Source organism: Pseudomonas sp., assembly GCF_050739655.1.
Taxonomy (GTDB): domain Bacteria; phylum Pseudomonadota; class Gammaproteobacteria; order Pseudomonadales; family Pseudomonadaceae; genus Aquipseudomonas.
In genome coordinates this window covers 1-18,178 of sequence record NZ_JBOIBY010000132.1, presented here as the reverse complement: position 1 = coordinate 18,178, position 18,178 = coordinate 1, and the positions used below count along the sequence as shown (strand labels likewise).

General features: G+C 59.8%; 14 protein-coding genes and 1 pseudogene. 5 read left to right on the top strand and 10 right to left on the bottom strand.

Annotation, left to right across the window (positions count from 1 at the left end):
* Positions 1 to 168: 168 nt before the first annotated feature.
* From ACRESJ_RS06760 to ACRESJ_RS06750, 3 genes and pseudogenes are all read right to left on the bottom strand, one after another.
* The gene (locus ACRESJ_RS06760; RefSeq protein ID WP_431757223.1) at positions 169 to 891 is read right to left on the bottom strand and encodes a methyl-accepting chemotaxis protein; all 723 of its coding nucleotides are present in this window, start codon (positions 889 to 891) and stop codon (positions 169 to 171) included.
* A gap of 180 nt (positions 892 to 1,071) precedes the next feature.
* Positions 1,072 to 2,145, bottom strand: a pseudogene (locus tag ACRESJ_RS06755) (Cache 3/Cache 2 fusion domain-containing protein); the annotation flags it as partial.
* 185 nt (positions 2,146 to 2,330) lie between these two features.
* Entirely contained in the window at positions 2,331 to 3,251 is a 921-nt protein-coding gene (locus ACRESJ_RS06750; RefSeq protein ID WP_431757221.1) for a LysR substrate-binding domain-containing protein, read from the bottom strand.
* A gap of 158 nt (positions 3,252 to 3,409) precedes the next feature.
* Here ACRESJ_RS06750 and ACRESJ_RS06745 point away from each other — a divergent pair, with 158 nt between their 5' ends.
* Positions 3,410 to 4,807 carry a NorM family multidrug efflux MATE transporter gene (locus ACRESJ_RS06745; protein ID WP_431757220.1) on the top strand — a complete coding sequence of 466 codons (1,398 nt, stop codon included), beginning with the start codon at positions 3,410 to 3,412 and terminating at the stop codon, positions 4,805 to 4,807.
* Between the two features lie 78 nt (positions 4,808 to 4,885).
* On the opposite strand, the gene ACRESJ_RS06740 is transcribed toward ACRESJ_RS06745, so the two are convergent.
* A complete protein-coding gene (locus tag ACRESJ_RS06740) occupies positions 4,886 to 6,556 on the bottom strand; it encodes a putative bifunctional diguanylate cyclase/phosphodiesterase (protein ID WP_431757219.1) in 1,671 nt (556 codons plus the stop codon).
* Positions 6,557 to 6,819: 263 nt separating this feature from the next.
* On the opposite strand from ACRESJ_RS06740, the gene rep reads away from it, so the two are divergent.
* Entirely contained in the window at positions 6,820 to 8,829 is a 2,010-nt protein-coding gene (rep, locus tag ACRESJ_RS06735) for a DNA helicase Rep (RefSeq protein ID WP_431757218.1), read from the top strand.
* A gap of 70 nt (positions 8,830 to 8,899) precedes the next feature.
* The gene (locus ACRESJ_RS06730; protein WP_431757217.1) at positions 8,900 to 9,472 is read left to right on the top strand and encodes a xanthine phosphoribosyltransferase; all 573 of its coding nucleotides are present in this window, start codon (positions 8,900 to 8,902) and stop codon (positions 9,470 to 9,472) included.
* A 134-nt stretch (positions 9,473 to 9,606) separates the two neighbouring features.
* Here the strand turns inward: ACRESJ_RS06730 and ACRESJ_RS06725 are convergent, their stop codons facing one another.
* The 5 genes from ACRESJ_RS06725 to dadA form a co-directional block, all read right to left on the bottom strand.
* Complete coding sequence (locus ACRESJ_RS06725; protein WP_431757216.1) at positions 9,607 to 11,526, bottom strand: acetyl-CoA hydrolase/transferase C-terminal domain-containing protein; 1,920 nt, start codon at positions 11,524 to 11,526, stop codon at positions 9,607 to 9,609.
* A 270-nt stretch (positions 11,527 to 11,796) separates the two neighbouring features.
* Positions 11,797 to 12,210 carry a c-type cytochrome gene (locus ACRESJ_RS06720; RefSeq protein ID WP_431757222.1) on the bottom strand — a complete coding sequence of 138 codons (414 nt, stop codon included), beginning with the start codon at positions 12,208 to 12,210 and terminating at the stop codon, positions 11,797 to 11,799.
* A gap of 182 nt (positions 12,211 to 12,392) precedes the next feature.
* Entirely contained in the window at positions 12,393 to 12,941 is a 549-nt protein-coding gene (locus ACRESJ_RS06715; RefSeq protein ID WP_007947433.1) for a cupin domain-containing protein, read from the bottom strand.
* A gap of 128 nt (positions 12,942 to 13,069) precedes the next feature.
* Complete coding sequence (alr, locus tag ACRESJ_RS06710; RefSeq protein WP_431757215.1) at positions 13,070 to 14,143, bottom strand: alanine racemase; 1,074 nt, start codon at positions 14,141 to 14,143, stop codon at positions 13,070 to 13,072.
* A 130-nt stretch (positions 14,144 to 14,273) separates the two neighbouring features.
* On the bottom strand, positions 14,274 to 15,578 hold the full coding sequence (dadA, locus tag ACRESJ_RS06705) for a D-amino acid dehydrogenase (RefSeq protein WP_431757214.1): 1,305 nt from the start codon (positions 15,576 to 15,578) through the stop codon (positions 14,274 to 14,276).
* 157 nt (positions 15,579 to 15,735) lie between these two features.
* Between dadA and ACRESJ_RS06700 the strand changes: the two genes are divergently transcribed.
* Positions 15,736 to 16,224 (top strand): Lrp/AsnC ligand binding domain-containing protein, encoded by a 489-nt coding sequence (locus ACRESJ_RS06700; RefSeq protein ID WP_007975155.1) that lies wholly within the window; start codon positions 15,736 to 15,738, stop codon positions 16,222 to 16,224.
* Between the two features lie 79 nt (positions 16,225 to 16,303).
* Here ACRESJ_RS06700 and ACRESJ_RS06695 read toward each other — a convergent pair whose 3' ends face one another.
* Positions 16,304 to 16,657 (bottom strand): YkgJ family cysteine cluster protein, encoded by a 354-nt coding sequence (locus ACRESJ_RS06695; protein ID WP_431757213.1) that lies wholly within the window; start codon positions 16,655 to 16,657, stop codon positions 16,304 to 16,306.
* Positions 16,658 to 16,804: 147 nt separating this feature from the next.
* Here ACRESJ_RS06695 and ACRESJ_RS06690 point away from each other — a divergent pair, with 147 nt between their 5' ends.
* The gene (locus ACRESJ_RS06690; protein ID WP_431757212.1) at positions 16,805 to 18,097 is read left to right on the top strand and encodes an NAD(P)/FAD-dependent oxidoreductase; all 1,293 of its coding nucleotides are present in this window, start codon (positions 16,805 to 16,807) and stop codon (positions 18,095 to 18,097) included.
* Positions 18,098 to 18,178: the final 81 nt, after the last annotated feature.

Below are 18,178 nucleotides of genomic sequence, written 5' to 3'. Positions count from 1 at the left end.
CAAAGAGCTGGAGAAGCTGGCGGCGGATTTGCGGCATGAGGTTGACCGGTTCCGTTGAGGCGCCTCTGATATAGCCATCGCGAGCAAGCTCGCTCCCACACTGTATTTGTGATCGACACAAAACCCTGTGGGAGCGAGCCTGCTCGCGATAGCTATCTCAATCGCACCTCACCGAAACCGATCAACCTCAGACCGCAAATCCGCCGCCAGCTTCTCCAGCTCTTTGGCAGTGACGGCCAGGTTGGACACCACCTCACGCTGCTCGCTGTTCGCCAGCGCAATGCTTTGCAGGTTGCTGCTGAGCAAGGTCGCGGTGCTGCTTTGTTCCTGGGTTGCGGTGGTGATCGCCGCGAATTGCTGACCGGCCGAGCGGCTTTGTTCATCGATTCGTGCGAGCGCCGTGGCGACGTTGGCGTTGCGCGAAAGACCTTCCTGCATCAGCACATTGCCTTGCTCCATGGTGCTGATGGCGTTGCCGGTTTCCTGTTGAATGCTCTGGATCATGCCGGAGATTTCGTCGGTTGCCTGACGAGTACGCGAAGCGAGGTTGCGCACTTCGTCTGCGACTACCGCAAAACCACGCCCCTGCTCACCGGCGCGAGCGGCTTCAATCGCAGCGTTGAGCGCCAGCAGGTTGGTCTGCTCGGCAATCGAAGTGATCACGCCGACGATGCCGCCGATTTCCTGAGACCGCTGACCCAATGTGTTGATCACTGTCGCAGTGCTGTTCAACGCACCGGCAATTTGTTCCAGCGACGAGGACGCTTCGTCCATGGACGTACGACCGATCTGGGTTTGCTGCGCGTTTTCCTGGGCCAGACGCTGGGTATTGCCCATGTTGTCGGCGATGTTCAGGGAGGTGGCGCTGAATTCTTCCACGGCACCGGCCATGCTGGTGATTTCGCCCGACTGCTGCTCCATCCCTTCGTAGGCACCACCGGACAAACCGGACAATGCCTGAGCGCGGCTGTTGACCTCCAGCGAGGCATTCCGGATGTGCTCGACCATGGTCGACAGCGCCTGGCTCATCTGATTGAAAGCCCGGGCCAGCTGGCCGATCTCGTCATTGCTCGACACGCTCAGACGCACGCTCAGATCACCGGCGCCCAAGGCTTCGGCCTGACGCACCAGATCCCCCAACGGCGCCAATTTGCTGCGTAACAGCCAGACCGCCGCACCGACGGCCAGCAGCATCGCCAGCAAACTGCCAATGGCCAACTGGAAGCCAACGCTCCAGGTAACAGCGCTGATTTCGGTTTTCGGCATGCTCGCCACTACCGACCATGGCCCGCCCTCGAACGGCACCACAATGCTGTAGAAATCTTCGGACTTGTCACTCCAGAACCGGCCTTTGCCCGGAGTCTTCGCCAGACCGTTGATAGGCACGACAGCCTGGTCCAGTGCTTCAACACCGGCAATCGGCACCAGCCATTTGTTCTGCTCGTCCAGCAGCGCCAGGGAGCCAGTCTGGCCAATGCGGAAGCGCTTGAGGTTTTCGAACTGGGCGTTCTGCGCGTCGGTGTAATCAAAACCTACGTACAGCACCGCAATGACTTTGCCGCTGCTGTCGCGCACAGGGGTGTACTGCGACATGTAGAAACGCTCAAACAGCAAGGATCGACCCACGAAGCTCTGCCCCGACATCAAACGGGCGTAGGCCGGGTTCGCGTGATCCAGAACAGTGCCGATGGCACGGCTGCCATCTTGTTTGCTGACATTGGTACTGACCCGGATGAAGTCATCGCCGCTGCGCACAAAGACCGTGGCCACACCCGCGGTCATCTGCTTGAACTCATCCACTTCCTTGAAATTGTTGTTCAGCACTTCACCGCCCAGGTGCAAGCCAGGTGTCTGCGTACCCGCGACAGTCACCGGCTCATCCGGATGAACGCTCAGCCCGCCAGTGAAGCGCTTCTCAAACAACCCTGCGAGGCGTTGGGTACTTTCGCGCAACGTACCGTGAAACGTGCTCAGCTGATCGGCCAGCAACCGGGCTTCACTGGCCAGGTGTTCCTCGCGAGTGGCGAGGTTGGCCGTGTCCAGCGAACGCAGGGCAAACAAGGTACTGCCAGTGATGACGATCGCCAGAATCACGGCGAGCGCGACACCCAGCTGTGAAGCGATGCGGGCACGAGGTTGAGACATGACTGCTCCTGGCCGAGCGACCGGATCATCCTGATCTCGACGCACACTCAGCGAAATTTCTAATAATGGGGGTAGCGTCGAACCTGCACGAAGGTCCCACGAGCAACTATTCGGCGGCGCAAGGGAATACTTGAGCAGTTCACCCGGATATAGCTAAAGGCCTCTATCGATGCGACTTCATCGTTTCAGCTCAGATGCTCGACATCCGGCAATTCCATGGCCTCGACTTCACCCTGCAGGAAGTCGCTGAGCCGGCGCATGCGCTCACCGCCGGGGCGGGTTTTCGGCCAGACCAGATAATACTTCTCGCCACTGGCGACTGCCGTCGGCCAGGGCAGGCTCAACCGCCCTTGCGCCACGTCCTCCGCCACCATCAGCAGATCGCCCATGGACACGCCGTAGCCGCGTGCGGCGGCAATCATGCCCAGTTCAAGCGTATCGAACACCTGCCCACCCTTGAGCGACACCTGCTCAGCCAGGCCCATGCGTTCCAGCCAGTTACGCCAGTCGCGCCGGTCCGGGGTCGGGTGCAGCAGCTCGGTGTTGGCAAGGCGCGCAGCATCCCAGGGCTGGTCCCTCGGCAGATTAGGCGCGCCGACCGGAATCAACTCCTCGGGGAACAGATAACTCGCCTCCCAGTCCGGTGGAAAATGGCCGTTGCTCAACAACACCGCACAGTCGAACGGTTCATCGTTGAAATCCACCGAATCGACGTCCATCCAGGCGCTGGTCAATTGCACCTCGTTGCCCGGCTGCAAATGGCGGAAGCGACTCAAGCGCGCCAGCAACCAGCGCATGGTCAAGGTCGATGGGGCTTTCATGCGCAAAATATCGTCTTCAGCGCGCAAGGTGTTGCAGGCGCGTTCCAGGGCAGTGAAACCTTCGCGAATACCCGGCAGCAGCAAACGGGCGGATTCAGTCAGTTGCAAATTTCGGCCACTGCGGTGAAACAAGCGGCAGGCAAAATGCTCTTCGAGTGTACGAATATGCCGGCTGACCGCACTTTGGGTGATCGACAGCTCTTCAGCTGCGCGGGTAAACGAGCTGTGTCGCGCCGCCGCTTCGAATGCGCGCAGGGCATACAAGGGAGGAAGACGACGTGACATTGGGAAAGCTCCTACTGCGGGATGCGGTCAACTTAACAGAAACTCCCCAGCATGAGTTTTAATCATGCCACCCATCCTTTTTATCCCTTTGTGCAATCCTCGCCAAGCGCCGAAAATCGACGCTTTCCTCTTCACTTTGACCTTCGAGCGTGATGACCATGCAGCATCCAGCACGTACTGAACTCTGGGCCATTCTGCGGCTGTCGGGGCCGTTGATTGCCTCGCAGTTGGCGCACATGTTGATGGTCCTCACCGACACGCTGATGATGGCGCGCCTGAGCCCCGAGGCACTGGCAGGTGGTTCGCTGGGTGCGGCCAGCTATTCGTTCGTGTCGATTTTCTGCATCGGCGTGATTGCCGCGGTCGGCACGCTGGTGGCGATTCGTCAGGGCGCGGGTGATATCTTCGGCGCGGCCCGGCTGACCCAGGCTGGGGTGTGGCTGGCGTGCTTAATGGCACTGGGTGGCGGGTTGCTGTTGTGGAACCTCAAACCGGTGCTGCTGCTGTTCGGGCAGACTGAAACCAACGTTCAGGCCGCCGGGCAGTTCCTGGTGTTTTTGCCCTTCGCCCTGCCCGGCTACCTGACGTTCATGGCCTTGCGTGGCTTCACCAGCGCGATCGGCCGGGCGACGCCGGTGATGGTCATCAGCCTGGGCGGCACGGTGGCCAACTTCCTGCTCAACTACGCGTTGATTACCGGGATGTTCGGCTTGCCGAAGCTGGGCCTGATGGGTATCGGCCTGGTCACTGCGATTGTCGCCAACCTCATGGCGCTGGCGCTGGCCTGGCACATACGTCGGCATCCGGCTTACGACGCCTACCCTCTGCGACAGGGCTTGCTGAAGCTCAACCGTCAGTACCTGAAGGAGCTCTGGCGCCTGGGTCTGCCGATTGGTGGCACCTATGCGGTAGAAGTCGGGCTGTTTGCGTTCGCGGCACTGTGCATGGGCACCATGGGCAGTACGCAACTGGCGGCACACCAGATCGCCCTGCAAATCGTTTCGGTGGCGTTCATGGTCCCGGCGGGTATTTCCTACGCGATCACCATGCGCATCGGCCAGCATTACGGCGCAGGGCAACTGCTGGATGCGCGACTGGCCGGGCGGGTCGGCATTGGCTTCGGTGCGGTGGCGATGCTGTGTTTCGCGATGGTGTTCTGGCTGCTGCCGAACCAGCTGATCGGTCTGTTTCTCGATCACAACGACCCGGCGTTTCGCGAAGTCATCAACCTGGCCGTGAGCCTGCTGGCGGTAGCGGCGTGGTTCGAGCTGTTCGACGGCACGCAGACTATTGCCATGGGTTGCATCCGTGGACTCAAGGATGCCAAGACCACATTCCTGGTGGGCCTGGCTTGCTATTGGCTGATTGGCGCACCGGCGGCGTGGTGGATGGCGTTCCACCTTCATTGGGGGCCGACGGGCGTGTGGTGGGGACTGGCGCTGGGGTTAGCCTGCTCGGCGATCAGTCTGACGCTGGCGTTTGAGGGGAAGATGAAGCGGATGATCAAGCGCGAGCCGGCGTCACAAGACAGTTTCCGGGTAATTCAGGCGGATTAAGATCAAAAGATCGCAGCCTGCGGCAGCTCCTACAGGGATATGCGTTTCCATGTAGGAGCTGCCGCAGGCTGCGATCTTTTAGATGGCCTCGACGAGATTCTGCTCGGCGGAACCCAACATCAGATAATCCAGCAATTGCGCCAACGGCAACGGTTTGCTGATCAAATACCCCTGCACCTGATCGCAGTCGAACCCGCGCAACAGGTCCATCTGCTCCGGCGTTTCCACGCCTTCGGCGACGACTTCGAGGTTGAGGTTGTGGGCCAGGTTGATCATCGCGTGGACCAATTTGCGGTTCTCTTCGCGCAGCTCCATGCCGCCAACAAAGCTCTTGTCGATCTTCAGCAAGGTGATGGGAAGGCTGTTGAGGTGCACGAACGACGAGAAGCCAGTACCGAAATCGTCGAGGGAGAAGCGCACACCCAAACGTCCGAGAGCATCCATGGTCTGCTTGACCAGGTCGCTGCGACGCATGACCGCGGTTTCGGTCAACTCGAATTCCAGCCATTGGGCTTCGATACCGCGCTCGGCGATCAGTCGACTCAGGGTCGAGAGCAGCTGGCTGTCCTGAAACTGGCGGAACGACAGGTTGATCGCCATGTGCAGCGGTGGCAATCCAAGCTCCAGTAGCGCCTGCATGTCACGCAAGGCCCGGGAAATCACCCAGTAACCCAGCGGCACGATCAAGCCGCTTTGCTCGGCCAGCGGCACGAATTCACTCGGCGGCAGCAAGCCACGCTCGGCGTGACGCCAGCGCACCAGCGCTTCGAGGCCGACGATCTGCCCGTCTTCAAGGTTCAAGCGTGGCTGGTAATGAAGCTCCAGCTCATCGCGGCGCAACGCCCGGCGCAGCTCGGTTTCGAGGTCTGCGATGCTGCGGGCATTGCGATTGATGCGCTCGTTGAAGATGTGGAAAGTGCAGCCCTGTGTGCTCTTGGCCTGCTGCATGGCGATGTGGGCATGCCACATCAGAGGATCCGCGCCAGCCTGGGCGCGGGCGTGGGCAATGCCCAGGCTGGAGCCGATCAACAGGCTTTCGCCATCGATCCAATAGGGTTCGGCCAGTGCTTCAGTGATGCGTTCGGCCATCCATTCGGCGCGTTGAGGCGCGCGGCGGGTGTCGATCAACAGGGCGAACTCGTCGCTGCCCAGTCGCGCCAGCTGATCGCCGGCCTCAAGCTGGCTTTTGAGCCGCGCGACCACTTGCAGAATCAACCGGTCGCCAGCCTGATGGCCGAGGGCATCGTTGGCATAACGGAAGTTGTCGAGGTCGAGATGACCCAATGCCAGGCCGCGCCCGTCGTTTTCCGCCAGTCGCGCCGTCAGCAGGGTCTGGAAACCCTGGCGATTGGCGATGCCGGTCAACGGGTCTTGCTCGGCCAGGCGTTGCAGAGTGTTTTCCAACACGCCGCGTTCACGCACATGGCGCAAGGAACGACGCAGCATGCCAGGGTCGAGATGGTCGCGAACCAGCCAGTCGCTGACACCAAGGGGCGGCGTCAGTGGCTCATGCTCAAGCAGCAACACCGTCGGCAGACAGCAACGCCCCGGCGCCGGCTGAAGTTCCGGGCTCGTCAATAGCACTGCGCTGCGATTGTCATCGAACAGAGTGCTGACCGACTCCCAATTCGGAGCGCTGATCAGTACTGCCGCGCTCCCCATTGGAGCCAGACACTCGCGCAACAACGCTGTCCACGCTGGCTCTTCGGCCAGTAACAGCAAACGCAAGGGTTCGACAGGCGTAGACAAGCTAGCTCCCTAGACTCTGCAAAGATGTAGGCGATCGGCATTATGCCGCGCTGACAACCAATAACAATGACATCCGTTATCAAACGAGGCATTTGTATCCGTAATTACGAACATTTACCGCAAATTCGTTACGCATCCTGCGTGAAAGTATCAAAACCGGCAATTGGATATCACGTTTTTACGTCACAAGTCGGAGAGAGCAGCACAATTTTCTGAGCCTGTTAAAATGCCGGCCCATTTTGTACTGACCCTTGAATTTAGCTATGTCCCGACTCAATCCCCGGCAGCAAGAAGCCGTGAGCTACGTCGGCGGCCCTCTTTTGGTGCTCGCCGGTGCAGGCTCCGGCAAGACCAGCGTGATCACGCGCAAGATTGCCCACCTGATCCAGAACTGCGGTATCCGCGCCCAGTACATCGTCGCCATGACCTTTACCAACAAGGCCGCGCGCGAGATGAAGGAACGAGTCGGCACCCTGCTGCGCTCTGGCGAAGGCCGCGGCCTGACGGTGTGTACCTTTCACAACCTAGGGCTGAACATCATCCGCAAGGAACATGTGCGGCTGGGCTACAAACCGGGCTTCTCGATCTTCGACGAGACTGACGTCAAGGCCCTGATGACCGACATCATGCAGAAGGAATACTCGGGCGACGACGGCGTCGACGAGATCAAGAACATGATCGGCGCCTGGAAAAACGACCTGATCCTGCCAGCCCAGGCCCTGGAAAACGCGCGCAACCCCAAGGAACAGACCGCGGCAATCGTCTACACCCACTACCAGCGCACGCTCAAGGCGTTCAACGCAGTGGACTTCGACGACCTGATCCTGCTGCCGGTGAAGCTGTTCGAAGATCACGCCGACATCCTGGAAAAGTGGCAGAACAAGGTTCGCTACCTGCTGGTGGACGAATACCAGGACACCAACGCCAGCCAGTACCTGCTGGTGAAAATGCTCATCGGCAAGCGCAACCAGTTCACCGTTGTGGGCGACGACGACCAGTCGATCTACGCCTGGCGCGGCGCGCGGCCGGAAAACCTGATGCTGCTCAAGGAAGATTATCCGTCCTTGAAAGTGGTGATGCTGGAGCAGAACTACCGCTCAACCAGCCGCATCCTGCGCTGCGCCAACGTGCTGATTTCCAACAACCCTCACGAATTCGAAAAGCAGTTGTGGAGTGAAATGGGCCACGGCGACGAGATCCGCGTGATCCGCTGCCGCAACGAGGACGCCGAAGCCGAGCGCGTGGCCATGGAAATCCTCAGCCTGCACCTGCGCACCGATCGCCCGTACAGCGATTTCGCGATCCTCTATCGCGGTAACTATCAGGCCAAGCTGATCGAGCTGAAATTGCAGCATCACCAGGTACCGTATCGCCTGTCGGGCGGTAACAGTTTCTTCGGACGTCAGGAAGTGAAGGACCTGATGGCCTACTTCCGCCTGATCGTGAACCCGGACGACGACAACGCCTTCCTGCGGGTGATCAACGTGCCGCGCCGGGAAATCGGCTCGACCACGCTGGAGAAGCTCGGCAACTATGCGACCGAGCGCAAGATCTCGATGTACGCCGCCACCGACGAAATCGGCCTGGGTGAACACCTGGACAGCCGCTTCACCGATCGCCTGTCGCGCTTCAAGCGCTTCATGGACAAGGTCCGCGAGCAGTGCGCCGGCGAAGATCCGATCTCGGCCCTGCGCAGCATGGTCATGGACATCGACTACGAGAACTGGCTGCGCACCAACAGTTCCAGCGACAAAGCCGCCGATTACCGCATGGGTAACGTGTGGTTCCTGATCGAAGCGCTGAAAAACACCCTGGAGAAAGACGAAGAAGGCGAGATGACCGTCGAGGACGCCATCGGCAAGCTCGTGTTGCGCGACATGCTGGAACGCCAGCAGGAAGAGGAAGACGGCGCCGAAGGTGTGCAGATGATGACCTTGCACGCTTCCAAGGGCCTGGAATTCCCCTACGTGTTCATCATGGGCATGGAGGAGGAAATCCTTCCGCACCGCTCCAGTATCGAAGCCGACACCATCGAGGAAGAACGCCGCCTGGCCTACGTGGGGATTACCCGCGCGCGTCAGACCCTGGCCTTCACCTTCGCTGCCAAGCGCAAGCAATATGGCGAAATCATCGATTGCGCACCAAGCCGCTTCCTCGATGAGCTGCCACCGGACGACCTGGCCTGGGAAGGCAACGACGACACCCCGACCGAAGTCAAAGCCGTGCGTGGCAATAACGCATTGGCAGATATACGCGCGATGTTAAAGCGCTAGAATTGACCACTTTTTAAACGAACAACTTTTGACAAGCTAGGCGTATTTCGCGCCGGTAGAGGAAAGCTTCATGGAAGCGCTGCACCAGAAAATCCGCGAACAAGGCATCGTGCTTTCCGACCAGGTCCTGAAAGTCGACGCCTTTCTGAACCATCAGATCGACCCGGCCCTGATGAAGCTGATCGGTGACGAATTCGCCGCGCTCTTCAAGGATTCGGGCATCACCAAGATCGTCACAATCGAAGCCTCGGGCATCGCCCCGGCGATCATGACCGGTCTGAACCTGGGCGTGCCGGTGATCTTCGCCCGCAAGCACCAGTCCCTGACCCTGACCGAAAACCTGCTGTCGGCGACCGTTTACTCGTTCACCAAGCAGACCGAAAGCACCGTGGCCATCTCCCCGCGCCACCTGACCAGCAGCGACCGCGTGCTGATCATCGATGACTTTTTGGCCAATGGTAAGGCGTCCCAGGCACTGATCTCGATCATCAAACAGGCCGGCGCGACCGTGGCGGGCCTGGGTATCGTGATCGAGAAGTCGTTCCAGGGCGGTCGTGCCGAGCTGGATGCGCAGGGTTATCGCGTTGAATCGCTGGCGCGGGTGAAGTCGCTGAAAGATGGCGTTGTAACCTTCATCGAGTAAGCCGCAACACCGCAATTCCCCCTGTGGGAGCTAGCCTGCTAGCGATGGCGTCGTGTCAGTCACAATCTTCATGACTGACAGACCGAAATCGCTAGCAGGCTAGCTCCCACAGTTGGTTTTTGGGTGGGTAGTTATTATGCGGTGGCTTTCAGGCCGGTGAGCAGCAAGCGCTGATACAGATCTTCCTTCAGCCCTTGAGGACTGATCAGCCGCATGCGCTCCAGATGCTCCGGGAACGACGCAGGCTCAGGCGCATCCAGCGCAGCCCTCCCCAACTCCAGCACCTCGCTGAGCTTGAACTTGCTCTTCAACCAATTCAGCGCCCGCAACACATCCCGCTCAACCTCGCTGAAATCACATCCCAACGGATATTCCGCAAACAGCTGCGAATGCCGTGCCTCAATGCCCTGCAAACGTTCGGGTGTGTTATCGGCAAAGCGTGGATCAAGATGGAAATCCCCGGGCAATTTACCGACCTTCTGCGCCTGCTCAATTAATCCCGCCTGAAAGCGTGAATCGCTGACGTTCAGCAGCGCCTCAATCACTGCCGCATCGGTTTTACCGCGCAAATCGGCGATACCGTACTCGGTCACCACAATGTCTCGCAGATGCCGAGGGATCGTGCAGTGGCCGTATTCCCAGACAATATTCGAGCTGACATTGCCTGCCGACTCGCGCCAGCTGCGCAGCAGCAATACCGAACGCGCACCTTGCAGCGCGTGCCCTTGCACCACGAAGTTGTACTGCCCGCCTACACCGCTGAGTACGCGCCCATCTTCAAGCTGATCCGCCACCGCGGCACCCAGCAACGTCACGGTGAACGCCGTGTTGATGAACCGGGCATCGAGGCGCTGCAAGCGCTTGAGCTCTTCCTGGCCGTACAGTTCGTTGATGTAGCTGATGCGGGTCATGTTGAATTCGAGGCGCTTGCTTTGTGGCAGCTCGCGCAGGCGCTGGTAAAAACTGCGTGGCCCAAGAAAGAAACCGCCATGCACGCAGATGCCGTCGGTTTGCGCGACTTCGTCGAGGGTGCCAGCGTTGGCTTTTTCCTGGGTAGACACGTCCGGGTAAACCTTGCGCCGCACAATCCCTGCTTCGGTCAGCACCAGCAAGCCGTTGACGAACATTTCGCTGCAACCGTACAGGCCTTTGGCGAACGGTCCTGTGCCGCCTTCGCGCTCGATCAACTGCGCCCAGTGGCTGAGATTCATATCCGCCAATAACTCCTTGTAGCCGTCATTATCGGCTTGGCGCGCCAACAACGCCGCCGTCAACGCATCCCCCATGGAACCAATGCCGATCTGCAAGGTGCCGCCATCGCGCACCAGCGTACTGGCATGCAAGCCGATGAAATGGTCCTGGAAACCCACTGGCATATTCGGCGTGGAAAACAGCGTGGTGCGGTCCTTCTCGTCAATCAGCAGGTCGAAGGTATCGATGCCGACTTCCGCATCGCCGGGCATGTAAGGCAAAGCCTCGTGCACCTGGCCAACCATCAGGATTGTCTCCCCCGCAGCACGGCGCTTGGCGATCATGGGCAGCAAGTCGAGGGTGATGTCCGGGTTGCAGCTCAAACTCAAGCGATCAGGATGATCGGCGTGACTGGCAACCAGTTGTGCCACCAGATTCAACCCGGCGGCATTGATGTCCCGGGCCGCGTGGCTGTAATTGCTGCTGACATAGTCCTGCTGCGCCGTCGCGCTATTAAGCAAGCTACCGGGCTGCATGAAGAATTGTTGGATGTGGATATTGCCCGGCAAGTTGTCGCGGTGCAGGTCGGCGAGGAAATCCAGCTCTGGATAATCGCCGAAGACATCCTCGATGAAGGGCTCCAGGAAGCGCTTCTGCAAGCCATCGCCCAAGGCCGGGCGGCCAAGACACAGTGCGGTGTAGATCGTCAGCCGCCGCTCGGGCATCTGCGCGATACGCTGATACAGCGCGTTGACGAAATGGTTGGGTTTGCCCAGCCCCAAAGGCAGGCCCATGTGGATGTGCATGGGCAACCGAGCCAGCACGTCGTCGACCGCCTGTTCGATAGAACACAGCTGAACCATCCGATCCTCCCTCGCATTCCATGGTTTGGGGTTGGACCGAGCTTGCCGGGTCTTTGCTGCAATGAACAGCCTAAAAAACTGTAGGAGCAAGCTTGCTCCGGGCGGCGTTCCGACGATGGTCGTCAACGATGACGCGGCGAGTCTGACAATCCGCTGCGTCTGTGAGTCCTTCGCGAGCAAGCTCGCTCCTACAGGATTGGCGGCGCGTATCGAATCGCAGGCACAAAAAAGCCGCTCGAAAGCGGCTTTTTCGCGAAAGAGGCGGGCTGATTACAGACCGGACATCTCTTTGATGGCGCCCTTCAACTCATCGTCCGAGCAGTCGGCGCAGGTGCCTTTAGGCGGCATCGAGTTGATACCGGTAATGGCTTTGGCCAGGATGCCGTCGAGGCCGCCCTGGTGATCGGCACGTTCTTTCCAGGCTGCCTTGTCGCCGATTTTCGGCGCACCCAACAGGCCGGTGCCGTGGCAAGCGTTGCAATGCTTGGCAATCACATCTTTAGGCGCCTTGGCACCACCACCGCCACCGGCAGCAGCGGCGACTTCCATGCCCTTGCACTCTTTACCTTGAACACACACCTGGCCGACTGGCTCAAGGCGTTTGGCAATTTCGTCATTCGTCGCAGCTTGAGCGCTGACAGCCCAGAGGGCCAATACGGTTGCTGGTACGGCCAGCATTTTCATAATTAGGTTCACGCGTTCACCCTCAATGGTGGCTAGTCACGCCTACGGCCACGGTTCGCAGGCGGGCGCAAGTATAGCGGTAAGCCCGCGACACTGAAACAACCCCAAAGTCGAAGGGGTCTTGTTGCGCAACGGTAAAACGACTCGGGTGCCTCGGCCGTGCTGGCAGGGCGCCTCTTTCCTTAAAAATTCGCGGGTGTAGCTGCGCTGATTAGTCGCGCCGGCGCATCGAACGGATTACGGAAACGATGCGGCTTGGTACTTTCAAAGTAGTAGCTATCGCCAGCTTCGAGCACAAAAGTTTCAAGCCCGACCACCAACTCAAGGCGACCTTCCACCAGAATCCCGGTTTCTTCGCCTTCGTGGGTGAGCATCTCGTCACCGGTGTCGGCGCCCGGCGGGTAGATTTCATTGAGGAATGCGATAGCCCGGCTAGGGTGAGCCCGGCCGACCAGTTTCATGGTCACGGCACCATCGGAGATGTCGATCAGCTCATTGGCCTTGTAGACGATCTGAGTCGGCTTTTCCTGCAGGATCTCTTCGGAAAAGAACTCGACCATGGACATGGGAATCCCGCCCAACACTTTTCTCAGCGAACTGATCGAGGGGCTGACGCTGTTCTTCTCGATCATCGAGATGGTGCTGTTGGTCACGCCCGCGCGTTTGGCGAGTTCACGCTGGGAAAGCCCTTTGAGCTTTCGGATCGATTGCAGTCGTTCACCGACGTCCAAAGCTTGCGCCTCCAGGAGTCAAGGTTGTTGAAATATTGATCGTCATCATGGCGACAGCGTTCAGTATTTACAACACCTCGACCTGAATCCTGTTCGGCCAGGCGACTTCCGGTTCTTACAGCCTGGCGTCAGCTCCCGGAATAGAGCAGTGGCACCCGACGCAGGTTGCAGAGTATCTGGTAGGGAATGGTGCCGGCCGCTATCGCGACGTCGCTGGCGAGGATGTTTTTGCCCCACAACTCCACGGTGGAACCCAGCCCGGCCTGCGGAATGTCAGTCAGATCGACGCAGAGCATGTCCATCGACACCCGACCAATCAACTGGCTGCGTTGCCCGGCAACCAACACCGGCGTGCCGGTCGGGGCCAGACGCGGGTAGCCATCGGCGTAACCCATGGCCACTACGCCGACGCGCATCGGCTTGGGCGTGATGAAGCGGGCGCCGTAGCCGATCGGCTCGCCGGCCGGCAGTTCACGCACGCCGATCACTTTTGATTCGAGGGTCATCACCGGTTGCAGGCGAGAAGCCACGGCGTTGGCCTCTTCGAACGGGGTCGCACCGTAGAGCATGATGCCCGGACGCACCCAGTCGCTCGGGATCTGCGGCCAACCCAGCACCGCCGGCGAATTGCGCAGGCTGACCTCGGCCGATAAGCCCTGACGTGCCGCTTCGAACACCGCGACCTGTTCGGCACTGGCCTGACAATTCAATTCATCGGCCCGGGCGAAGTGGCTCATCAACACGATCTTCGCCACTTTGCCGCTGGCCAGCAGGCGCTGATAGGCAGCCTGGTAAATCTTCGGATGCAGCCCCACCCGATGCATGCCCGAATCGAGCTTGAGCCAGACCACAATCGGCTTGCTCAATGCGGCCTTCTCGATCGCTTCGAGCTGCCACAGCGAATGCACCACGCACCAGAAATCATGCTCGACGATCAGCGACAGCTCATCAGCTTCAAAAAAGCCTTCCAGCAGCAACACCGGAGCGCGAATACCGGCAGCACGCAGTTCCAGGGCTTCTTCGATACAGGCCACGGCGAACCCGTCCGCCTCAGCTTCCAGCGCCTGGGCGCAACGCACCGCGCCATGACCATAGGCATCGGCCTTGATCACCGCGAGGGCGCGGGCACCCGTGACTTCACGGGCAATCTGGTAGTTGTGACGCAGGGCTTGGAGGTCGATCAGGGCACGGGCAGGACGCATGGCGGCAGACTTCTGGTCGGTCGTTGAAAAGAAAAACCGGCGCTGGCTGCAGGCGTATAAACCGTCAGTAGCGCCGGGAGAGGGATTTTGCAGGCCGGCTTATGGAAGCGCTATCACCAATAACACGGGCTCATTGGTGAGCGGGTGCTGGACTGACATGCTTCGCGGATTCCTGTTGCTTGCTGCCATAACGGGAAATATCGAGGCCTTCGGCGCTGATCTGCGGCTTTCTCTTCGCCATCAGGTCCGCCAGCAGGCGACCGGAACCGCACGCCATGGTCCAGCCGAGCGTGCCGTGACCGGTGTTCAAGAATAGGTTCTTGAACGGGGTGGCGCCGACAATCGGGGTGCCATCAGGCGTGGTCGGACGCAGGCCGGTCCAGAAGCTGGCCTCGGCCAGATTGCCGCCCTGAGGATAAAGGTCGTTGACGATCATCTCCAGGGTTTCGCGGCGACGCGGGTTCAGCGACAGGTCAAAACCGGCGATCTCCGCCATGCCGCCGACGCGGATTCGGTTGTCGAAACGGGTGATCGCGACCTTGTAGGTCTCGTCGAGAATGGTCGAAGTCGGGGCCATTGCCGGGTTGGTGATCGGCACGGTCATGGAGTAACCCTTGAGCGGATACACCGGTGCCTTGATGCCCAGCGGCTTGAGCAGTTGCGGCGAATAGCTGCCGAGGGCCAGCACGTAGCGGTCCGCGGTTTCCAGCTTGCCGTCGATCCACACGCCGTTGATGCGATCGCCCGCGAAGTCGAGGCGCTGGATGTCCTGCCCAAAACGGAATTGCACACCGAGGTTCTCGGCCATTTGCGCAAGCTTGGTGGTGAACATCTGGCAGTCGCCAGTCTGGTCGTTCGGCAGACGCAGGGCACCGGAGAGAATGTTGGTGACGCCGGCCAAGGCCGGCTCAACGCGGGCAATGCCTTCGCGGTCGAGCAATTCGAACGGCACGCCGGACTCTTTCAGCACGGCGATGTCTTTCGCGGCGCCGTCGAGCTGAGCCTGGGTGCGGAACAGTTGGGTGGTACCCAGGCTGCGGCCTTCGTAGGCAATGCCGGTTTCGGCGCGCAGCTCGTCGAGGCAGTCACGGCTGTACTCGGACAGACGGACCATGCGCTCCTTGTTCACCGCATAACGGCTGGCGGTGCAGTTGCGTAGCATCTGCGCCATCCACAGGTACTGGTCGATGTCGCCAGTGGCCTTGATCGCCAGCGGTGCGTGACGCTGCAGCAGCCACTTGATGGCCTTGAGCGGCACACCTGGCGCCGCCCACGGCGAAGCATAACCCGGCGACACCTGGCCGGCGTTGGCGAAACTGGTCTCCATTGCGGCAGCTGGCTGCCGGTCAACCACCACCACTTCAAACCCGGCACGCGCCAGATAATAAGCACTGGTGGTACCGATGACGCCGCTACCCAAGACCATAACGCGCATTTTCATTTCCCTCATCGCGGCGAACCGCTGACGTTTGTTGTTCAGAGCTTCAGATGTGCGCAGTGTAGAAAAGATTAGTCAGTGCTTTTCACTATATAAGCGCCTATATTTGGCGACAATTCTCGGCAAAAACCCTTTTCACGGAGGCGCATCCCCTATGCGTACCAACACTCAGACCAAACGGGAACTGGACAAGATCGACCGCAACATCCTGCGGATCCTGCAAGCGGATGGGCGCATTTCCTTTACCGAGCTGGGGGAAAAGGTCGGGCTCTCAACCACGCCCTGTACCGAGCGAGTCCGGCGCCTGGAACGCGAAGGGATCATCATGGGCTACAACGCCCGGCTGAACCCGCAGCACCTGAAGGGCAGCCTGCTGGTGTTCGTCGAAATCAGCCTCGACTACAAATCCGGCGACACTTTCGAAGAGTTTCGACGCGCAGTGCTGAAATTGCCCCATGTACTGGAGTGCCATCTGGTGTCAGGGGATTTTGACTATCTGGTGAAGGCGCGGATTTCCGAGATGGCTTCGTACCGCAAACTGTTGGGCGATATTCTGCTCAAGCTGCCCCATGTGCGGGAGTCCAAGAGCTATATCGTGATGGAAGAGGTGAAGGAGAGCCTGACGCTGCCGATTCCGGATTAAAGATCAAAAGATCGCAGCCTTCGGCAGCTCCTACAGGGGTACGCATTCCAATGTAGGAGCTGCCGAAGGCTGCGATCTTTTAAACCAGCACCTGCCGATTCGAGGCCATGTACTCAAATATCTGTTTCTCGACCTGCGGGTGAATCAACTCCACAGGTCGCCTCCCATTGGGGCACGGCAAGGTCTGGGTGGTACCAAACAGCCGACAGATCAGCGGCCGCTCGTCATACACCGTGCAGCCATTGGGCCCCAGGTGCACGCAGTTGAGCTCTTCCATCGCCGCTTCCTGCTCCGCGCGGGTCTTGCGCGGCAGGCGCGACATTTCTTCGGGCGAAGTGGTGACCGGGCCGCAGCAGTCGTGGCAGCCGGGTACGCACTCGAACGAGGGAATCTGCTGGCGCAAGGTGCGAATCTTCTGACTGTTGCAACTCATCGAGGCACTGACCGGTATCGGAATAGCCCGTGATTCTGCGGCAAAAACCGTGATCCAGACAGCGCCAGCCGACCAATGTTGCTCGCACGCAAAGGTCCGGCTTATCCTCCGTCAAGTTTTCTATACACACGATTCAGGATGACGCCCATGAATGCCGCTGCCCAGCACACTGCCTCCTACTACGCGGCCAGCAGCCTGCCGCAGCCGGATTACCCGGCGCTCAAGGGCGATGTGGCGGCCGATGTGTGCGTGGTCGGTGGTGGTTTCTCGGGGTTGAACACGGCGCTGGAACTGGCTGAGCGCGGCCTCAGCGTGGTGCTGCTCGAAGCCCGCAAGATCGGCTGGGGCGCCAGTGGACGAAACGGCGGGCAGTTGATTCGCGGAGTCGGCCATGGCCTTGATCAGTTCGCCAACGTGGTCGGAGCTGACGGTGTACGCCAGATGAAACTCATGGGCCTGGAAGCGGTGGAAATCGTCCGCCAGAGAGTCGAGCGTTTCCAGATCCCCTGCGACCTGACCTGGGGCTACTGCGACCTAGCCAACAAACCTCGCGACCTTGAAGGCTTCGCCGAAGACGCTGAAGAACTGCGCAGCCTTGGCTATCGCTACGAAACCCGCCTGCTGCAACCCCACGAAATGCGCACGGTGGTCGGCTCCGACCGGTATGTGGGCGGCTTGATCGACATGGGCTCCGGACATTTGCACCCGCTTAATCTGGCCTTGGGCGAAGCGGCGGCTGCACAGCAATTGGGCGTGAAGCTGTTCGAACAATCCGCCGTCACGCGCATCGACTATGGCGCTGAGGTTAAGGTGCACACCGCCCAAGGCTCAGTGCGCGCCAAAACGCTGGTGCTGGGCTGCAACGCCTATTTGAGCGATCTGAACCCCGAACTCAGCGGCAAAGTACTGCCCGCTGGCAGCTACATCATCGCCACCGAACCCCTGAGTGAAGAACTGGCACATTCACTGCTGCCGCAGAACATGGCAGTTTGTGATCAGCGGGTGGCGCTGGACTACTACCGGCTCTCGGCAGACCGCCGCCTGCTGTTTGGCGGCGCCTGCCACTATTCAGGGCGCGACCCGAAAGACATCGCCGCTTACATGCGTCCGAAGATGCTGGAGGTCTTTCCACAATTAGGTAGGGTGAAGATCGACTATCAATGGGGCGGCATGATCGGCATCGGCGCCAACCGCCTGCCGCAGATAGGCCGGCTCAAGGATCAGCCGAACGTGTATTACGCCCAGGCTTACTCCGGTCATGGCGTGAATGCCACGCACCTGGCGGGCAAGTTGCTGGCTGAGGCCATCAGCGGCCAGCACAGCGGCGGGTTCGATCTGTTTGCCAAGGTGCCGCACATTACCTTCCCTGGCGGAAAGCATTTGCGCTCGCCGTTGTTGGCGCTCGGGATGTTGTGGCATCGGCTAAAAGAGTTGGTCTAAGGGATTTTCCACAGTCCCCTGTAGGAGCTGCCGCAGGCTGCGATCTTTTGATTTTGCTTTTTAGAAGATCAAGATCAAAAG

Bases quoted from the DNA above. Each gene is read 5' to 3' on its own strand.
- ACRESJ_RS06760 (WP_431757223.1), bottom strand. From the start codon at position 891: ATGGCCGGTGCCGTGGAAGAATTCAGCGCCACCTCCCTGAACATCGCC.
- ACRESJ_RS06750 (WP_431757221.1), bottom strand. From the start codon at position 3,251: ATGTCACGTCGTCTTCCTCCCTTGTATGCCCTGCGCGCATTCGAAGCG.
- ACRESJ_RS06745 (WP_431757220.1), top strand. From the start codon at position 3,410: ATGCAGCATCCAGCACGTACTGAACTCTGGGCCATTCTGCGGCTGTCG.
- rep (WP_431757218.1), top strand. From the start codon at position 6,820: ATGTCCCGACTCAATCCCCGGCAGCAAGAAGCCGTGAGCTACGTCGGC.
- ACRESJ_RS06730 (WP_431757217.1), top strand. From the start codon at position 8,900: ATGGAAGCGCTGCACCAGAAAATCCGCGAACAAGGCATCGTGCTTTCC.
- ACRESJ_RS06725 (WP_431757216.1), bottom strand. From the start codon at position 11,526: ATGGTTCAGCTGTGTTCTATCGAACAGGCGGTCGACGACGTGCTGGCT.
- ACRESJ_RS06720 (WP_431757222.1), bottom strand. From the start codon at position 12,210: ATGAAAATGCTGGCCGTACCAGCAACCGTATTGGCCCTCTGGGCTGTC.
- alr (WP_431757215.1), bottom strand. From the start codon at position 14,143: ATGCGTCCTGCCCGTGCCCTGATCGACCTCCAAGCCCTGCGTCACAAC.
- dadA (WP_431757214.1), bottom strand. From the start codon at position 15,578: ATGCGCGTTATGGTCTTGGGTAGCGGCGTCATCGGTACCACCAGTGCT.
- ACRESJ_RS06700 (WP_007975155.1), top strand. From the start codon at position 15,736: ATGCGTACCAACACTCAGACCAAACGGGAACTGGACAAGATCGACCGC.
- ACRESJ_RS06695 (WP_431757213.1), bottom strand. From the start codon at position 16,657: ATGAGTTGCAACAGTCAGAAGATTCGCACCTTGCGCCAGCAGATTCCC.
- ACRESJ_RS06690 (WP_431757212.1), top strand. From the start codon at position 16,805: ATGAATGCCGCTGCCCAGCACACTGCCTCCTACTACGCGGCCAGCAGC.